8 protein-coding genes and 1 pseudogene are annotated in these 19,048 nt (G+C 46.0%); 6 read left to right on the top strand and 3 right to left on the bottom strand.

Going from position 1 to position 19,048, the window contains the following annotated elements; translation table 11 throughout:
* Positions 1 to 67: 67 nt before the first annotated feature.
* The 4 genes from ACTQ53_RS13990 to ACTQ53_RS13975 all read left to right on the top strand — a co-directional run bounded on the left by ACTQ53_RS13990 (position 68) and on the right by ACTQ53_RS13975 (position 6,798).
* Positions 68 to 1,351 (top strand): L-cysteine desulfidase family protein, encoded by a 1,284-nt coding sequence (locus ACTQ53_RS13990; protein WP_441933614.1) that lies wholly within the window; start codon positions 68 to 70, stop codon positions 1,349 to 1,351.
* Between the two features lie 236 nt (positions 1,352 to 1,587).
* Positions 1,588 to 1,740: a hypothetical protein gene (locus ACTQ53_RS13985; RefSeq protein ID WP_441933612.1), complete on the top strand. Its 153-nt coding sequence runs from the start codon at positions 1,588 to 1,590 to the stop codon at positions 1,738 to 1,740.
* A complete protein-coding gene (locus ACTQ53_RS13980) occupies positions 1,668 to 4,760 on the top strand; it encodes a SusC/RagA family TonB-linked outer membrane protein (RefSeq protein WP_441933635.1) in 3,093 nt (1,030 codons plus the stop codon). Before ACTQ53_RS13985 ends, ACTQ53_RS13980 begins: the two co-directional genes overlap by 73 nt.
* Positions 4,761 to 4,788: 28 nt before the next feature.
* On the top strand, positions 4,789 to 6,798 hold the full coding sequence (locus ACTQ53_RS13975; protein WP_294968870.1) for a RagB/SusD family nutrient uptake outer membrane protein: 2,010 nt from the start codon (positions 4,789 to 4,791) through the stop codon (positions 6,796 to 6,798).
* 174 nt (positions 6,799 to 6,972) lie between these two features.
* Here the strand turns inward: ACTQ53_RS13975 and ACTQ53_RS13970 are convergent, their stop codons facing one another.
* Positions 6,973 to 7,872, bottom strand: coding sequence for a diaminopimelate dehydrogenase (locus ACTQ53_RS13970; protein ID WP_117728532.1), 900 nt, complete (start codon positions 7,870 to 7,872; stop codon positions 6,973 to 6,975).
* Positions 7,873 to 8,529: 657 nt separating this feature from the next.
* Here ACTQ53_RS13970 and ruvA point away from each other — a divergent pair.
* Positions 8,530 to 9,144, top strand: coding sequence for a Holliday junction branch migration protein RuvA (ruvA, locus tag ACTQ53_RS13965; protein WP_294968874.1), 615 nt, complete (start codon positions 8,530 to 8,532; stop codon positions 9,142 to 9,144).
* Between the two features lie 52 nt (positions 9,145 to 9,196).
* Positions 9,197 to 16,810: a T9SS outer membrane translocon Sov/SprA gene (sprA, locus tag ACTQ53_RS13960; RefSeq protein WP_441933609.1), complete on the top strand. Its 7,614-nt coding sequence runs from the start codon at positions 9,197 to 9,199 to the stop codon at positions 16,808 to 16,810.
* A gap of 113 nt (positions 16,811 to 16,923) precedes the next feature.
* Here sprA and ACTQ53_RS13955 read toward each other — a convergent pair.
* Positions 16,924 to 17,085 (bottom strand): annotated as a pseudogene (locus ACTQ53_RS13955) (ATPase); the annotation flags it as partial.
* Positions 17,086 to 17,477: 392 nt separating this feature from the next.
* Positions 17,478 to 18,815 carry an ATP-binding protein gene (locus tag ACTQ53_RS13950; protein WP_441933607.1) on the bottom strand — a complete coding sequence of 446 codons (1,338 nt, stop codon included), beginning with the start codon at positions 18,813 to 18,815 and terminating at the stop codon, positions 17,478 to 17,480.
* Positions 18,816 to 19,048: the final 233 nt, after the last annotated feature.

Genomic DNA, 19,048 nt, shown 5'->3' with positions numbered 1-19,048 from the left:
TTATTTTTTGTATTTTTGTACCCGAAATAATGGTAAGAACGTTATTTATATAAAAGCTATATAGATTATGTTAGAGAAAAGTAAGCGTGAGCGCATCATTGCGCTCGTTAATAAAGAGGTGGTTCCTGCCATCGGCTGTACCGAACCGATGGCTGTGGCACTATGTACAGCCAAGGCTGCTACTACATTGGGCAAGCGCCCTGAACGTATTGAAGTTCTTCTGAGTCCTAATATGCTCAAGAATGCGATGGGTGTCGGCATTCCTGGCACGGGTATGATCGGTTTGCCTATCGCCGTATCGCTGGGTGCGCTCATCGGAAAGCCTGAATATCAGCTGGAAGTGTTGAAAGACCTCACTCCCGACAGTCTGGAGCAGGGCAAACAATATATCAAGGATGCGGATATCAACATCAAACTGAAGCAGGGTGATGTGGATAAACTCTATATCGAAATCATCTGTCATGCCGGTGAAGACCAGGCTACGGCAATTATCTCCGGTTCTCATACCCATTTTGTGTATGTTGAGCGTAATGGTGAGGTGGTTTTCGACAAGCGTGGCGGTGCTGTGGGCGATGAGGCTGATGACGACATCCAACTCAATTTCCCGATGGTTTACGAGTTTGCAACAACAGCTCCGCTTGATGAGATTTCTTTCATCCTCAAGACCAAGGAATATAATATGAAGGCTGCCGAACTGAGTATCAAGGGCAACTATGGACATTGTCTCGGTAAGACAATGGATCGCCCTTTGAGTCATGGCATCTTCGGTAATAACATCTTCTCTCACATCATCTCCAGTACCGCTTCTGCTTGCGATGCCCGTATGGGTGGAGCCATGATTCCGGTGATGAGTAATAGCGGTAGCGGCAATCAGGGAATCTGTGCTACCAACCCTGTTGTGGTATATGCTCTGGAGAATGAGAATACTGAGGAAGAAATGATCCGTGCCTTGATGCTCAGTCACTTGACGGCTATCTATATCAAGCAGAGCTTGGGAAAACTCTCAGCTCTATGTGGTTGCGTGGTAGCCAGTACGGGCAGCAGTTGCGGTATCACCTATCTGATGGGTGGCGATTATACCCGTATCTGCAATTCTGTCAAGAATATGGTGGCAAACCTTACAGGTATGATCTGCGATGGTGCCAAACCTAGCTGTGCCTTGAAGATCTCTTCGGGTGTCAGTACCGCCCTGCTTTCCGCTCTTCTTTCGATGGAAGGCAAATGCGTGACATCGGCAGAGGGCATCGTAGATGATGATGTGGATAAATGTATTCACAATCTTACAAGTATCGGTGCCGATGCGATGAGAGCAACCGACGATATGGTGCTTGATATCATGACACATAAATAATGAAGAGTGTCTTTTTTACATTCTTTATCAAAAGGCTCGCAAGAAACACCTCTTGCGAGCCTTTTTTGATTGTTTTTTGGGGCTATTTTACTTAAAAAGATTTAAAAAACTGACATTTGTTGCCTTAAAATCTTAACCGTATTGAAAAATAACGTATCTTTGCAACAGCTAACTGAAATATAAAAATATAACGTAATAAATAAGAAACCAAATAACAAATTTTTAAACTCTATCTTATGATAAGACAACTATTCACAGTAAGTACTATGATTATGGCTCTTGGAATGGCTCCAGCCCAGGCTTATGGGGAACTCGTATCCAGGAAACTAATCAGTCCAAAGATGGACAATGCACTGGTACCATTATCGACCCTACAGGGGAGCCTGTAATTGGTGCTACAGTCACAGTTAAGGGAAAGCAAGGTGGAACCATCACCGATTTCGATGGTAAGTTTGCTCTTTCTGATGTTAATCGTGGCGCAACTATCTGTATCAGCTACATTGGCTTCGAACCAGTGGAGATGGTATGGAAGGGCGGTGAAATCAATTTGACCATGAAGGAAGACAGCAAGACTCTGAATGAGGTCGTTGTTGTCGGTTTCGGTACTCAGAAGAAGGTAAACCTCACTGGTGCCGTTTCTACCGTTGATTCCAAGACTCTCGGCGCTCGCCCAGTCAACTCTGTTGTTGATGCTCTTCAGGGTGCAGTAGCCGGTATGAACTTCTCTACACCAAGCAGCGGTGGTACTCTTAATTCAACCAAGTCTTTTAACATCCGTGGTACAGGTACTATCGGTGCCGGTTCTTCTGTTTCTCCACTCGTGCTCATCGACGGCATGGAGGGCGATATGAACGCACTCAACCCACAGGACATCGAGAACATTTCTGTATTGAAGGATGCTTCTGCTTCTTCAATCTACGGTTCACGTGCTGCCGGTGGTGTAATCCTTATTACTACCAAGAGTGGTAAGAAGGGTAAGGCTTCTATTAACTACAACAACTCTTTCCGTTTTGATTCTCCACTCAACATGCCGGAGATGATGGACTCTTACACATGGGCTAAGTACATGAATGATGCTTCTGTTGCTAGTGGTGCAGGTATCTGGTTTACAGATGAAAAACTCGAGCAAATCAAGAAGGCTCAGAGCGATCCTACCATGCAGAAGATGTTCAAGAACAGCAACAACCGTTGGGAGGTTTGGGACAATACGCCACTCTTGCCTATTGGTAATACCGACTGGCTCAAGGAGCAGTTTGGTACCAGCTTCTCTCAGGAGCATACCTTGAGTATCAATGGTGGTGATGATCGTTTGCAGTACTATGTATCTGGCAACTATCTCAACCGTGGTGGTCTCCTCCGTCATGGTGATGATAGTATGCAGCGCTATACTATGACAGGTAAGATCAATGCACAGATAACCAAATGGTTGCGCATGACCTACAATACCCGTTTCTCACGTCAGGACTTCGATTCTCCTGGTGATTTGATCAATGGTACAGATGTGTTCTTCCACAATATGTGCCGTTATTGGCCTATTTTGCCAACTACCGATCCTAATGGTAACTGGTTGCCAGAGTCTTATATCGGACGTCTTCAGAATGGTGGCCGTGCCAAGAACCAGGCAGACCGTCTCGCACAGCAGCTTTCTTTTGTTGCAACACCTGTAAAGGGCCTGACTCTCAATGCTGAGTTGAACTATCGTATTGTTACACAGTTCAATCATCGTGACTGGCAGACCACATACGGCTACGACTGCGATAATAATCCATACGTAGATAGCAACGCCACATCAAGCGTCTATGAGTATTCATTTAAGTCAAACTATTTCAACCCTAACCTCTTTGCAGAGTACAGCCATTCGTTTGGCGATCACAATATGAAGGTAATGGGTGGTTTCCAGAGTGAGTGGTTCCGTCAGCGCAATATCACAGCGCGTCAGAACGGTATCATGTCTGGTCTTCCTACTCTCGATACAACAACCACCAAGCCAAGTGTAGGTGGTGCATATAACTCATGGACTACAGCCGGTTTCTTCGGTCGTATCAACTACGATTATGCAGGCCGTTACCTCTTCGAGGCTAACCTCCGTTATGATGGATCTTCACGTTTCCTCCGCGAGAACCGTTGGAACTTCTTCCCATCATTCTCTGCAGGTTGGAACATTGCCCGTGAGAAGTTCTGGGAGCCATTGACTGATTACGTAAACACATTGAAGCTCCGTGCTTCTTGGGGTCAGTTGGGTAACCAGAATACAGACAACTGGTATCCTTTCTATCCAACCATCGGCTTCTCTTCTCAGGGTGGCAACTGGTTGATTAATGGCGCTAAGCCAAATACCGCTTCACAGCCAGGTCTCGTGTCTTCTACTCTTACATGGGAGAAGAGCCGTACATGGGAAGTTGGTCTCGACTGGGGTGCTTTCAATAACCGCTTGACGGGATCGTTCGGCTACTATCAGCGCAAGACATTCGACATGGTAGGTCCTGCTCCTGAGTTGCCTGTTATCCTCGGTGCCAATCCTCCAAAGGTGAACAACCTTGATATGACATCTAAGGGTTGGGATCTCCAGATTGGCTGGCGTGACGTAATCGGTGAGGTAAGCTATGGTGCATCTCTCGTATTGAGTGATAACCAGGTGGTCATCGACAAGTATCCTAACCCATCCAAGAACCTCGGCTCATACTATGCTGGTGCTAAGCTCGGTGACATCTGGGGTTATACCACAATCGGTATCGCACAGAGCCAGGAAGATATGGATGCACACCTCGCAAAGGTTAACCAGAGCGCACTCGGAAGCGGCTGGACTGCAGGTGATATCATGTATGCCGACCTCGATGGTGATGGTTATGTTAATACTGGCGAGAATACAGCTGATAAGCCAGGTGACAGACGCATCATCGGTAACTCTACTCCTCGCTATAACTTCGGCTTGAACCTCGATGCAGCTTGGAAGGGCTTTGATATTAAGGTATTCTTCCAGGGAACCCTCAAGCGTGACTACGCAGCAGGTGGTGCCGTATTCTGGGGTGCTATCGGTCAGGGTAAGTGGCAGGCTACCGGCTTTAAGTTCCACGAGGATTACTGGCGTGAGGACAACAAGGGTGCATACTACCCACGTGCAGACTGGGGTGGTGGCCGCAACATCAAGACTCAGACCCGCTATCTGCAGAATGCAGCTTATGGCCGTTTGAAGAACCTCACCATCGGTTACACCTTGCCAAAGGCTATCACAAGCAAGGCTTACATTGAGAATCTTCGCTTCTTCGTATCTGGAGAGAACCTCTTTACCATCACTAACTTCACTGAGGCTGGTGATCCTGAATTGATTGGAGCAGGTTATGGCGGTGAGATTGGTAAGACATATCCATTGTCAAAGACATTCTCATTTGGTCTTAGTGTAACATTCTAACTTATCATTTATAGAAAGGAAACAATTTATGAAAATTAAATATATTTCAATGCTCTTATTGGGCGCGACGCTCGGTCTGACAAGTTGCGATGACTATCTTGACAAGGAGCCTGAAAGCAACGTGACACCTGCGTCTTATTTCACAAGCGCAGACGACCTGGCTGCCTACACCGTGAATCTCTATGGTGTATTGACAAGTATTGGCCCTGGTAGCTATGGTATGAGTACCTTTGCTTACGATAATGATACAGATAACCAGGCTGGAACCGGTTATTCTAACCGTTGGGTTCCTGGAAACTGGAAAGTAGGTCAGAGTGGCGGTGCCTGGGATTTCGGCAACATCCGTTCGGTGAACTATTTCTTAGACCAGGTAGTGCCAAAGTTCGAGGCTAAGCAGATTGGCGGTAATGAGAGTCATGTACGCCACTATATTGGTGAGGCATACTTCCTCCGTGCTTACCTTTACTTGGACAAGTTGCAGTCTCTTGGCGATTTCCCTATCGTGCTCACAGCTCTTCCTGATGACAAGGAGACTCTTGTTGAGGCTTCAAAGCGCCAGCCACGTTATAAGGTAGCTCAGCAGATTCTCGATGACCTTGATAAGGCACTCGGCCTGCTGATGGAGTCTGCCCCTGGTGGCAAGAACCGCATCTCTCGCGATGCAGCCCTTCTGCTCCGTTCTCGTGCTGCTCTCTTCGAGGCTACATGGGAGAAGTATCACAAGGGTACTGCGTTTGTGCCAGGTGGTCCAGGTTGGCCAGGCAAGGCTGAGGATATCCAGGGATTTGACATCGATTCTTCCATCAATCACTTCCTCGATGAGGCTATGAAGTCTTCTAAGGAATTGGGTGATAAGCTCGTTGATAACCTTGTAGAGAATACGGATACTCCAGAGGGACAGAATGCTAGTTTGGCAAGTATCAATCCTTACTACACCATGTTCTGTGACAAGGATATGAGTGGCTATAGCGAGGTTTTGATGTACCGTGCTTTCGATAAGGACAAGGCTAACGTAACTCACAACATCCAGATGCAGCTCCAGCGTAATGGTGGTGGTACTGGTTGGACACGTGGATTGGTTAACTCATTCCTTATGCGCAACGGCCTTCCTATCTATGCAGCAGGTTCAGGTTACAACCCTGAGTGGGAGAACCAGGGCATCAAGGCTACTCTCCAGGATCGTGACTCTCGTATCCAGATATTCACCAAGATGGATGGTTCTGTAGAGAACTATACAAGTGATGGTGCTAATACCGTTGATCTCTCTTGGACAGTAAAGGGTAACAATGAGACTCGTATCGTTACCGGTTATGCTGTGAAGAAGGGTAAGAACTATGATGTTCTGCAGCAGCTCAACCACGACTATGGTCAGAGTGGTAGCATTGTATTCCGTGGCACAGAGGCTCTCCTCAACTACATGGAGGCTTCCTGGTTGAAGAACAATACTATCGACGCCACAGCTGATAAGTACTGGCGTGCTCTCCGCACCCGTGCCAAGGTAGATCCTGATTACAACAAGACTATCGCAGCTACCAACATGCAGGAGGAGGCTAAGTGGGACTTCGGTGCTTACTCTCATGGTCAGTTGGTTGATGCTACTACTTACAACATCCGTCGTGAGCGTCGTGACGAGTTCATCGGTGAGGCTTCCCGCTGGGAGGACTTAATCCGCTGGCGTGCTTGCGACCAGGTAAACGGTTACCAGATTGAAGGTATGAAGTACTGGGGTACTGTTTACGAGGGCACATGGCGCGATGGTGATACCGACCTCGCTAAGGTTGATGTTGAAGGTGGTAAGGGTAATATCAGTAGTAAGGACGTTAGTGGTGACTACATCCGTCCATACCAGATTTCTAAGATTAACAATCAGGTATTTGATGGTTATCACTTTACTCCTGCTCACTATCTGTCTCCTATCGCACAGAGCGTATTCCGTCAGACAGCAGCGGGTGACCAGACCGATCTTACTACATCTGTTGTTTACCAGAACCCAGGTTGGCCATTGATTGCCGGTCAGGGCGCAACTGACGTTAAGTAAAGCGTGAAAACGTATTCTAGCTTATGTCTTGAGCTCAAGACATAAGATACTAAAAAAGGCTCGCAAGAAGTTTTTGTTTCTTGCGAGCCTTTATACTTTATACTTTGAGCTTTAAACTTGAACCAGTAAAACTAATCATAAAGTTCGATGTTCCAAGCTCAAAGTTCAATGTCTTTACACGAGTGTTGCAACGATTTCCTCACGGGTACCTGGCAACATGTCGATGACAGGAATCTCTGGCATGGTGTAGCAACCTGGCTGGAGACGGAATGAAGCGCGAGCCACGTTAACCAATACCTGAGCGGTGAGGGCAGGGTTGTTGATGCTCATGTTGAACTCGAAGCGCTGGTTCTGGGTCTTGCCAGATACACCCTTGCGAACGAGGTTCACACCGTGACCCATATCCTTTACATCATCTACTGATGCTACGGCGAATACGTGAGTCTCATCGTGAGCGAAGTAAGGGTCAGCCTTGATCTCTGCAGTCACATCCTCAAGCTTGGCGCCTTCCTCAAGTTCTACATATACCATACGGCGGTGGATACCCTCGCCCAATGGGATTGTAACAGAGAGTGCTTCTTTGACACCCTTCTTGCTACGAACGCAAACAGAGTGTCCCATGCTCATACCAGGACCGAAGTTGGTATAAGTCAATCCCTTTGGAGCCAGACTTTCCATCAATACACGTACGATAGAGTCAGAACCTGGGTCCCAGCCGGCAGAGATAACGCTCACCTTGCCAGCCTTCTTGCAGTTCTCCATCTGCTTGGTGCGGTAGTCGAGGATGCTGGTGTGGATATCGAAACTATCTACGGTGTTGATGCCGAGTGCAACGATCTTCTCTGCATACTCAGGGCAAGAGCGGGTAGGAGTAGCGAGGATAGCAACATCTACATCCTTCAACTTGGTGATGTCATCTACTACCTCATAGTTAGCCAACTCAGCTGGTTTGTCCTTAGCACCCTGGCGACGAACGATACCTGCAATCTCGAAATCTGGAGCGGCTTCGAGAGCTTCTACTGTAAACTTACCGATATTGCCGTAACCTACTACGGCTGCTCTAAACTTTTTCATTTGATGTATTTATTTCTTTTATATTGTTGTTTATTTTGAATAATTCCTTCTAGATATCTATTTCCGGTTGCAAAAGTATAGCTTTTTCTTGAAATACGTGACGTTTTAATAGATTTTTAACTCATAAAACTTGCAAAAGGTAATAAAATCATAGTTTCTAGGTAGAATGACGGGGGAATTGTAAGGGTTCTAGAACAGATTCCTTACAGTTTCGTGATTTCAGGGATTTAAGAGAATGCCTTAGTTCTTCCTATTCTGTTTGTCGATGGATAATGAGTGATTTCTTTTCGCTCCTGATGAAATTAGCTTCTAGCCTTTATGGAATTAGTTCCTACTCTTAAGGGAAATTGTTTCTACGCTTAAAGGAAATTGTTCCTGTACCTAATAGAATTCTTCGTTCATAAGTTTTGAATGTAGATTCAAAAGTTTTGAATGTACGTTCATAAGTATTGAATGTCGGTTCAAAACTTATGAACGGAGATTTCTTCTAGTTCTAAAAACAATTTCCATAGGGGATAAAGGCTTTTTCTTATAGGGGTGTCGGCAATATAATCCAATGCCAGATACAATAAATCCCTATTTCGTGCGTTCATATTATTATAATTAATTTATGAAAGAGGTATAACCAAGTGTTTAAATAGTAAGGAGAAAATTAAAATGATAGAATATATTCATGGCGATTTGACCGAACTGACCCCGGCAATGGCAGTAGTAGAGACTGCAGGAGTGGGTTACGGACTCAATATTTCGCTCAATACCTATACTGCCATTCAGGGCAAGCAGGAAGTAAAACTCTACGTGCATGAGGTTTTGGTGGCAGGTGGAAGAGATGACTCTTTCACCCTTTTCGGTTTCGCCTCCAAGCAGGAGCGCGAACTCTATCGCCAGCTCATCACCGTATCGGGTGTGGGAGGCAATACGGCGAGAATGATTCTCTCGTCGATGTCGCCAAGCGAACTGTGCAACGTGATTTCATCGGGCAATGACAAGATGTTGAAGGGTGTAAAGGGAATCGGACTCAAGACAGCCCAGCGTATCATTCTCGATTTGCGGGATAAGATTGTGAGTCTGGGCATCGCGGATGAGCTCCCTGCCAACGGAGGCAATGTTGTGATGGTGAACAATGATGTGAAGGATGAGGCTGTGAGTGCCCTTACCATGCTAGGTTTCTCTCCGGCTCCTTCTGCCAAGGTGGTTGTCGACATCTTGAAGGCTCAGCCAGATTTGCCGGTTGAGCAGGTTGTGAAGTTGGCTCTGAAGCAAATCAAGTAGTTGCGGTAAGAGAGAAAATTAAATGTCAGGAAAAAGAATTTAGCATCTGTAAATGAGGCAGGGAAAAATATATTTGTTGCTGTTCTGGCTGATGGTTTCTACTTTCAGCTATGCTCTCGTCATGCCTTATTTGCAGGATAACCGTACCCGTAAAAGAACTCAGAATACGGTTAATACCCAGCAGAAACAGCTGGATAAGCAAGCAAAGAATGGGGCACAGGATAAAGAAAAGAGCAGCAAGATTTCAGTTTCTGCCCAACCCTTCAAGGTGGAGGATGATACCATTCCTGATTCTTTGCTGAATACCCGCTGGAAGATTCAGCTTACCCAGCCTTATTCACTCAGCGACCTCTATCAGAGTCCGCTCGACTTGCAGCGCCCGGACAACATGAAATATGATGTGGTCTATAACGATACGCTCAACCGTTTCGTTATCGGCAATCGTATGGGCAATACCTGGCTCTCGGCCCCTATCATGCTCACTCCAGAAGAGTATAACTCCTGGACTGAGATGAATGAAAGAAGTGCTTTCTTCCGTAAGAAGAACGATGAGATTTATCAGGCGAAGGGTAAGGAGAAGTTCGACTTCTCTGATATGCATTTCGACCTGGGACCAGCCGAGAAGATATTCGGTCCTGGCGGTATCCGTGTCAGGACACAGGGTTCTGCCGAGCTGAAACTGGGTATGAACAAGAAGAGTATCGATAATCCATCTTTGCCTATCCGCAACCGGAAAACCACGATGATGAACTTCGATGAGAAGATCAATCTCAACGTGAATGGAAAGGTGGGCGATAAGATGAACCTCAACCTGAATTACAACACCGATGCCACCTTCGACTACGATGCCCAGAACATGAAGCTGAAGTATGATGGCAAGGAAGATGAGATTATCAAGCTGGTTGAGGCGGGCAATGTGTCTTTCCCCAGCAATTCTTCGCTTATCAAGGGAGCCAGCAGCCTTTTCGGTGTCAGAACCGATATGCAGTTTGGAAAGTTGAAATTGCAGATGGTGGCTTCGCAGAAGAAGAGTGCATCCAAGAGTGTTTCCAGCAGGGGCGGCGTACAGTTGACTCCATTTGAAATCAATGTTGCCGATTATGAGGAGAATCGTCACTTCTTCCTTTCCCGATATTTCAGGAATCATTATGACGAATGGATGCAGAAGTTGCCTAATCTCATTACCGGCATTACGATTAACCGTGTGGAGATTTGGGTAACCAATAAGTCGGGAACTACTGCCAATACCCGAAATATCGTGGCACTGACCGATCTTGGCGAAGCTTCTAAAATCAGTAACCCGATGTGGACGGCAACCGGACAGGTGCCTTCCAACCGTGCCAATACCGAGTATCAGGCTATGACTACTCAGTATGTGGCTGCCAGGGATATCGACCAGGCTGCTGCTACTCTGGAGGGGGCTGGTCTGGTAGGTGGTGCAGACTTTGAGAAACTGGAGAGTGCCCGTCTTTTGAGTTCTTCTGAGTATACCGTCAATACTGCCTTGGGTTATGTTTCCTTGAAGACGGGTATTCAGACCGACCAGGTATTGGCTGTGGCTTATGAATATACATCGGGTGGCGTAACTTATCAGGTGGGTGAGTTTGCTTCTGATATCACCGATACCAAACAGGCTCTTTTCGTCAAGTCGCTCAAGAATACCAGTTGTAATCCTCAGCAGGGCAACTGGGACCTGATGATGAAGAACGTGTATTATCTTGCCTCTAATATCGAGAAGGAGAAATTCCGTCTTGACGTGAAATACCAGAGCGATACGACGGGCGTTTATCTGTCTTATATTCCGGAACAGAGAGTCAAGAATACGCCTATCATTCGTGTGTTGGGTGCCGACCGACTTGATAACAACAACAAGGCACATAGCAATGGATACTACGATTATGTAGAAGGCTATACCGTTTCTAATGGTCGCGTGTTTATTCCGAAAGTAGAACCTTTCGGAAGTTATATGCGTGATTATCTGGTCAAGAACGGAGTGGCTGCGGATGCGGCTGAGAAATATGCCTTTACCGAACTGTATGACAGTACCAAGACCGTTGCCAGGCAGATTGCAGAAAAGAATAAGTATCAGATGGTGGGTCAGTTCAAAGGTTCATCAGCTAATGTCATTTCCCTGGATGCCTATAACGTTCCGCAGGGGTCGGTCGTAGTAACCGCAGGTGGTGTTACCCTGACAGAGGGTACTGACTATTCGGTAGATTACAATGCGGGTGAGGTTACCATCCTCAACCAGAGCATCATCGATGCGGGTACTTCGGTCAATGTTTCCCTGGAAAGTAATACGGATTATGGTCAGACTCGCAAGACCATGTTTGGTGTGAACTGGGAGTATGATTTCTCCAAGAACTTCCAGATGAGTGGTACCCTGCAGCATCTTTCCGAACAGGCCCTTACCACGAAGGTTTCCATGGGTTCTGAGCCATTGAAGAATACTCTCTGGGGTGTTAATCTCAATTGGAAGAAGGAGAGCCAGTGGCTTACCAATGTACTTGACAAGATTCCTTTCCTGCATCTTACCCAACCATCGCAAATCTCTTTTACCAGTGAGTTTGCACAGTTGTTGGCTGGAGAGGCTGGTGGTACGCAGGACAATGCTTCCTATATTGATGACTTCGAAAACACCAAGAACGGCATTGATGTGATGACACCTACTTCCTGGTTTATCTCCAGCGTGCCATCGCTCAATTTCAAGGAAGATTATAATGATAAGACTGGACTGACGAGCGGTTTCCACCGTTCCCGTCTGGCTTGGTATTGCATCGACCCTCTCTTTACCCGTCGAGGCAGTTCCTTGACGCCTGGACATATCAAGAGCGACCTCAAGCAGCTCAGTAATCACTATGTTCGCGAAGTATATGTGAAGGAGCTGTTCCCATTGCGCCAGCAGAACAGTTATCAGGGTGCTACCAATACCCTGAGTGTGCTCAACCTGGCTTACTATCCGTCAGAGCCGGGTCCTTATAACTTTAATGTGGAAGACCTGCAAGCAGATGGTAAATTGAAGAATCCACAGCTCAACTGGGGTGGTATGATGCGTAAGCTCGATACCAATGATTTCGAGCAAGCCAACATTGAATACATCGAGTTCTGGTTGCTGGATCCGTTCCTCTATACCCGTGAACAGCCGGATGCCAATGAATATGGTGGAGATTTCTATATCAATCTGGGCGAGGTTAGCGAAGATATCTTGCGGGATGGTAAGAAGTTCTATGAGAGCGGAATGCCTGTAGATGGCAGCAAGAGCTTTACTTATACTCAGTGGGGTAAGATTCCTACTCAGAGTACGGTAACCTATGCCTTTGCAACAACCAGTGGCAGTCGTGCCTTGCAGGATGTGGGTTTCAACGGTCTGACCGATGCCGAGGAACAGGAATTCTATAAGAGTGCTTATCTCGACCAGATACAGGGAAAGGTGAACCAGGCAGTATTCGACAGCATCTTTGCCGACCCTGCACGTGATGACTATCACTATTTCCGTGGCAGTGACTGGGATGAGATGCGTGCTCCTATCTTGCAGCGTTACAAGTATATCAACAACCCTCAGGGCAACTCGCCTGACAGTGATAGCCGTTCTGAGAGTTATGATACATCTTATAAGTCTACCCCTGACGTGGAAGATATCAATCAGGATTATACGCTGAATGAATATGAGAAATACTACCAGTATAGGGTAAGTATTCGTCCGGAAGATTTGGTTGTGGGTACCAACTATATTGTGGACAAGCGAGAATATTCACAGACATGGCGAGACAATACCAAGTCGTCTGTTACCTGGTATCAGTTCCGTATTCCTGTAGATGAGTTCGAGAGCCGGCAGGGTAATATCAATGATTTCTCCAGCATCCGTTTCATGCGTATGTTCCTTACTGGTTTCAAGAAGCCTATCGTTCTGCGCTTTGGAACGCTCGACCTGGTACGTGGTGAATGGCGTACTTATGATCAGCAGTTGAGTGCAGCTTCTGGTGGAACCTTGGAGGCTAGTGCCGTGAATCTTGAGGAAAATGCCGAGAAGACTCCGGTCAATTACGTCTTGCCTCCAGGCATCAGTCGTGAGCAGGATCCTAGTCAGCCACAGCTGGTAGAATCCAACGAGCAGGCTTTGAGTCTTGTTGTCAGGAATCTGACCAGTGGAGAAGCCAAGGCGGTATACAAGAATACTACTCTCGACCTCCGGCAGTATAAGCGTATCCAGATGTTTACCCATGCCAATGCCTTGGAGCAGAATACCACAAATCTGAAGGATAGGGAGCTGGCTGTCTTCATCCGTCTGGGTAGTGACTATAAGAATAACTATTATGAATATGAGATTCCGCTCACCCTTACGGCTCCACGCAGCAATTACAACCGTAATGTGCCTGCCGACCGCAGGTTGGTTTGGCCTGAGGAGAATATGCTGGATGTGGCTCTCAGCATCTTTACCAATCTCAAGAAGGAGCGTAATAAGGCTAAGGCACAAGGCATGGCTTCTTATATGGCACCTTACTCGGCATACGATAGCGAGCACCCTAACAATAAGTTGACCATTGTGGGTAATCCTAGCCTTGGCGAGGTGAAGACCATGATGATTGGTGTGCGCAATCATTCGGGCGATATCAAGAGTGGTGAAGTCTGGGTAAATGAACTCCGCCTGAAGGAACATAACAACAAGGGTGGATGGGCTGCCAATGCCAATCTCAATGTGCAGCTGTCTGATTTCGGTAGTGTCAATGCTACGGGAAGATATGTCAGCGAAGGATTTGGAGGTCTGGAAGACGGCGTGGCTAGCCGCAGTACCGACAACTATGGTACCTATAGTGTGACCACCTCGCTGGAAATGGGTAAGTTCTTCCCGGACAAGGCGAAGGTGAGCATACCTTTATATTATAGTGTCACCAAGGAGAAGACTTCGCCAAAGTATAATCCGATGGATACGGATATGGAACTGAAGGATGCTCTCGATGCTGCAGGCTCGAAGGCGGAGCGCGATTCTATCGAGAATATTGCCGTGACCAAGGTTACACAAACCAACTTCTCGGTATCTAATGCCCGTGTGGGTATTGCCACCAAGCGCCATCCGATGCCTTACGACCCAGCCAACTTCTCCTTTACCTATAGTCATGCTCATCAGCATACTACCGGTGAGACTACGGTTCGTGAGCAGCGTGACAATTGGCGGGGTGCATTGGATTATTCATGGACTCCGGTATATAAGTCGTGGGAACCTTTCAAGAAAATCAAGAACAAGAGTAAGTGGCTCGATATCCTGAAGCGTTTCGGTTTGAACTGGTTGCCGCAAAATCTCGCTTTCAATACCGAGATGACTCATGAAACCTATGAATTGCAGGAGCGTGATATGGAAAGTCTTACCAAGTCGCAGTTGCCTATCACTTTCAGCGATCAGTTCCTTTGGAACCGTGAATTTGCTCTGCGTTGGGACTTGACCAGGAATCTTCACATGAACTTCCAGAGTGCAACCCATGCACAGGTAGATGTGCCATATCCTGATGTGGATACGGATCTTTATGCTGATCAGTATCATGCCTGGAAGGATTCTGTATATAGAAGTGCCGTGCTCAATAGTGTCAGAACCTGGGGTACACCGCTCGATTATAGTCAGAGTTTTACGGCTTCCTATAAGGTGCCGCTCAACCTGTTGCCTGTTTTCGACTGGGTGAACACCGATGCTTCTTATAGTTCCAACTATTCTTGGGAGCGGGGTATGGAAGATGAGAATGGCAACTCCTATGGCAATACCGTTAATACGCATCGCGAGGTGACCCTCAACGGTTCGTTCAATCTGGTCAAGCTCTACAATCATGTGCCTTTCCTCAAGAAGGTAAATGAAAAGTTCAATCGTACGATGTCCAGAAGCCAGTATGAGCGCAAGAAGCAGGAGAAGGAGAAGAAAAAGAAAGATGCCAGAGAACTGGCTGCCGATCCTAAAAAGGCATTGCCTAAGAACAGGAAGGCATTCGAGAAGGAAATCACGCTCTTGCCTGATACCTCTTTCAACATCCGTCATGGCAAGAATAGCAAGCGTCTTATCGTGTCTGCCAAGACTGCTGATGGCAAGTTGTTCCCTATTAAATATAAAAAGGTGGACAATAATCAGATTAAACTCATCTCCAAGGTGGATAGTGCCCAGAAAATCAAGATCTCGGTACTGGCTAAGGAACCGCTGGAAGAAAAGAGTTGGTATAAGACCTGGCAGACGGTGGCTCGGTTGGCGATGATGGTCCGTAATGTCAGCTTCAATTATCGCAGCAGCTATCAGCTCACGCTGCCAGGCTTCACCCCAAGTATCGGTGATGCCTTCGGACAGAAAAAGGTGGGTTCTATGGCGCCTGGTCTCGATTTTGCCTTTGGCTTGGTGGATGATGACTATATCGGTAAGGCTAGGGAGAATGACTGGCTGCTCCGTAATGACTCTGTTGCAACACCTGCCACAACTAGCAAGACAGATAACTTGCAGCTGCGTATGACGCTGGAGCCGGTGAAGGACTTGAAGATAGATCTTTCTGCTGTCCGCACCCAGACTACCCAGAAGAGTATTCAGTATATGTATGAGGGAACTCCTACTACGCAGAGTGGTTCTTTCCAGATGAGTACCATCTCGCTGAGTACTGCCTTTGAGGGAATGGGTGATGCCAATAGCGGTTATCGAAGCAAGACTTTCGAGAAGTTTGTCAATTCCCTGGCGGGTTATCGTGATAGGGTAGAAGCTCAATATGCAGGAACTGTTTATCCGGCGGGTTCTGCATTGGGTGGAGGTAAGTTTGACGCATCCCGTACTCCTGTTAATCAGTATAGTGGTGACGTGATGATTCCGGCTTTCCTCAATGCTTATACTTCGATGGGTGGCAATTCTCTCTCGCTGTTCCCGGCTTTGAGCAGACTGTTGCCTAACTGGACGGTTCGTTATAGCGGTTTGGGCAAGTTGCCTTGGTTCCGTGATCACTTTAAGAGTGTTAACATCAACCATTCTTATAAGAGCATCTTTGCAGTAGGCAGTTATAACAGTTACAGCACCTATCAGGAGTATATGAACGGTCTGGGCTTCATCAATGATGCTTCTACGGGGAATCCTTCGCCTAGCAGTATGTTTAACATTTCGCAGGTGAGCATCAATGAGGCTTTCTCTCCATTGCTGGGTATGGATGTTACATTTAATAATAACATGACTCTCAAGGGTGAGTATCGCCAGACGCGTGTGCTGAATCTCAGTATGACGAGTGTGCAGCTCAATGAGGCACTCAGTAAAGACTGGGTCATCGGTATGGGTTATCGCATCAACAACTTCAGTTTGTTTGAGGGTGGTGCCCGCAAGCTGAAAGCCAAGATGGGGGCTGGCAACAGGAAGGACAACAGAAATGCAACTGCTAACAGTCAGCAGATGCGTGGAGCCAATCATGATCTCAACCTTCGTCTTGACTTCAGTTTCCGCAAGCAGGCTGCTATTGTTCGTGATATTGCCACCATGACAAGTAGTGCCAGCAGTGGAAATAATGCCTTGAAGTTGAGCTTCTCTGCCGATTATACGTTCAGCAAGCTCCTTACCATGAGTTTCTATTACGATCGTCAGACCAACACACCGCTCCTGTCGAGCAGCAGTTATCCTACCACCACACAGGATTTCGGCTTGAGCATTAAGTTCTCGCTGACGAGATGATGTTTTTATCGCCCAACTGCGGTGCAAAGGTACAATAAAAACAGACATTGTGTTTTGCAAGGTTGTCGCTGGGAGGGCAGGTAACAAACCTGCGCTCCCAGCGCATTCTTGCTTTATAAGAATGGGGTCATGTAAATCGGAATCAGGAGTGTTTGCCCATCTTTCTGCAGATCTTTGGTGTAAACCAAGTACGGATTTACTATCCTGTCGGAGAATTTTTGACAGAAAGCATCAAGCGAGGCATGCGTTTTGTATCCAGACGACTTGACCTCTATTGATTGGCTATATAATTTTTCTCTTGAATACCATATTCTCCATATTTTCAATGTTTTATGGGCATAAGTTACATGAAAAATATGTTTTACCAAAATCTTTTTTGCGAAAATATGTCGTTTTACCAAAATTTATTTTCGTAATTTATGTCGTTTTACCAAAATCTTTTTAGCGAAAATATGTCGTTTTACCAAAATCTTTCCTGTAGGTAAAGAAAAAAACGCTAGGATATCGCGTGAGAATATCCTAGCGGCTTTTATCATTTAATCCATCTGAATATGTGAGGACATAATGATAACAGGTATGTTGATGGCATGAAGCTTCAATCAGTACCAGGATGTCACTACTCATTTGATGAACCATCTCTCGCTTCATCCGATATTTCGTGCTTGTTTTACAAGAACTGCGTGAGATATACCGGAAGGAAGAGTGTCTGCTCATCCTTCTGCAAATCCTTGGTATAAATCAAGTATCGCTGGAGCACTCTGTTGGAGAATTTTTGGCAGAAGGCATCTAGCGAGGCATGACGCTTGTAACCAGACGATTTTACCTCTATCGGGCAAATCTTGTTGCCACGAGAGAGGAGGAAGTCAATCTCATAGTTGTGTTTGCCAGTCTCTGTAGGGAAAGTATAATAGAAGAGCCTGTTGCCAGCTGCTGTTAGCATTTGCGCCACCATGTTCTCATATACATAGCCAAGATTGGCATCCAGCTTGTCACTCATCAACTTTTGATAGATAATGTTCTCTGTGAAATCTTTGTCCTTGAATGCCAAGGTGATGAAGAGGCCCGTGTCGGCTACGTACATCTTGTATTTAGACACATCCATGGATAGTGACATGCCGACTCCTGGGTCATTGGCGTGGTAAGCCATGTTGATGGTGCGAGATTCTCTAAGCTCAGAGATCAGCTGGAGCACCTTTTCTGTGCCTGCATTGTCGCCTATGACACTTGCTGTTTGATAGCGAGAGGCATTGCTGTTGAGCTGAGCTGGGATGGCATCAAAAAGCGAGGAAATTCTTCCAGATGGGTCAATCTTATAGAAATCATCTTCGTATAGTTGAATGATGGATCTTTTCACTCTATCCACTTCTTGGAGGTTGTGGCTATCTATATATTCGCTTACAGCTTGTGGCATTCCTCCTACTACCATATAGATACGGAAATCTCGCATCAGTTTGTGAGTTACGGCATCTCCTATCGCGATTTTCTTATCGAAGAGTATTTTGAGTTGTGGATAGGAGACGGTATCGTCTTGTGCCCATTTGAATTCTTCATAATCCATCGGATTCAGAATCATCTTTTCTTCTTCGCTCGGAATCACGATATCCTTCACGTTCTTGTGGATGGATATCAAAGAGCCAGTTTCGATGTAGTCATATCGTCCATCTGCCACTAAATGTTTGATGGCCTGGCGAGCTTTGGGGCATTTCTGAACTTCATCAAAGATGATTAGTGATTTGTGCTCAATGAGAGATACGCCCAATCTGAACTGCAACTGCATGAAGAAATATTCTAGGTCATTGATGTAATCAAAGAGTTTTATGATATCTTTTGAGGCGATGGAGAAGTCTATGAGAACATACGATTCGTATTCGTTCTCGGCAAATTGCTTGGCAAGAGTCGATTTGCCGACACGTCTAGCACCTTCTATCATGACAGCAGTTTTGCCTTTTCGATTGGTCTTCCAATCGAGCAACTTATCATATAGTTTTCTTTTGAATATCCTCATAATCTTTTCTTGTTAATGTCTTAATTTGGGTGCAAATATACGCAAAAAAAATGTTTCCTCAAAATCTTTTTGACCCAAATCCCCGATATTCTCAAAATCTTTTGGCTTTCTATGTATGTTTATGTAGCAGTTCCCCAAAGTGGACACAAAAAATGATTATTAATTATTTATATTTTTAAAAGTACACATATCTATCAAATTTCGTTCCTTTTCATTTGCAAAAGTAGACAATC

This window comes from Prevotella sp. Sow4_E9_plate, from assembly GCF_052116205.1.
Lineage (GTDB): Bacteria > Bacteroidota > Bacteroidia > Bacteroidales > Bacteroidaceae > Prevotella.
Note: the sequence above shows the minus strand (reverse complement) of the source record. Positions and strands in the feature narration are given on the sequence as shown.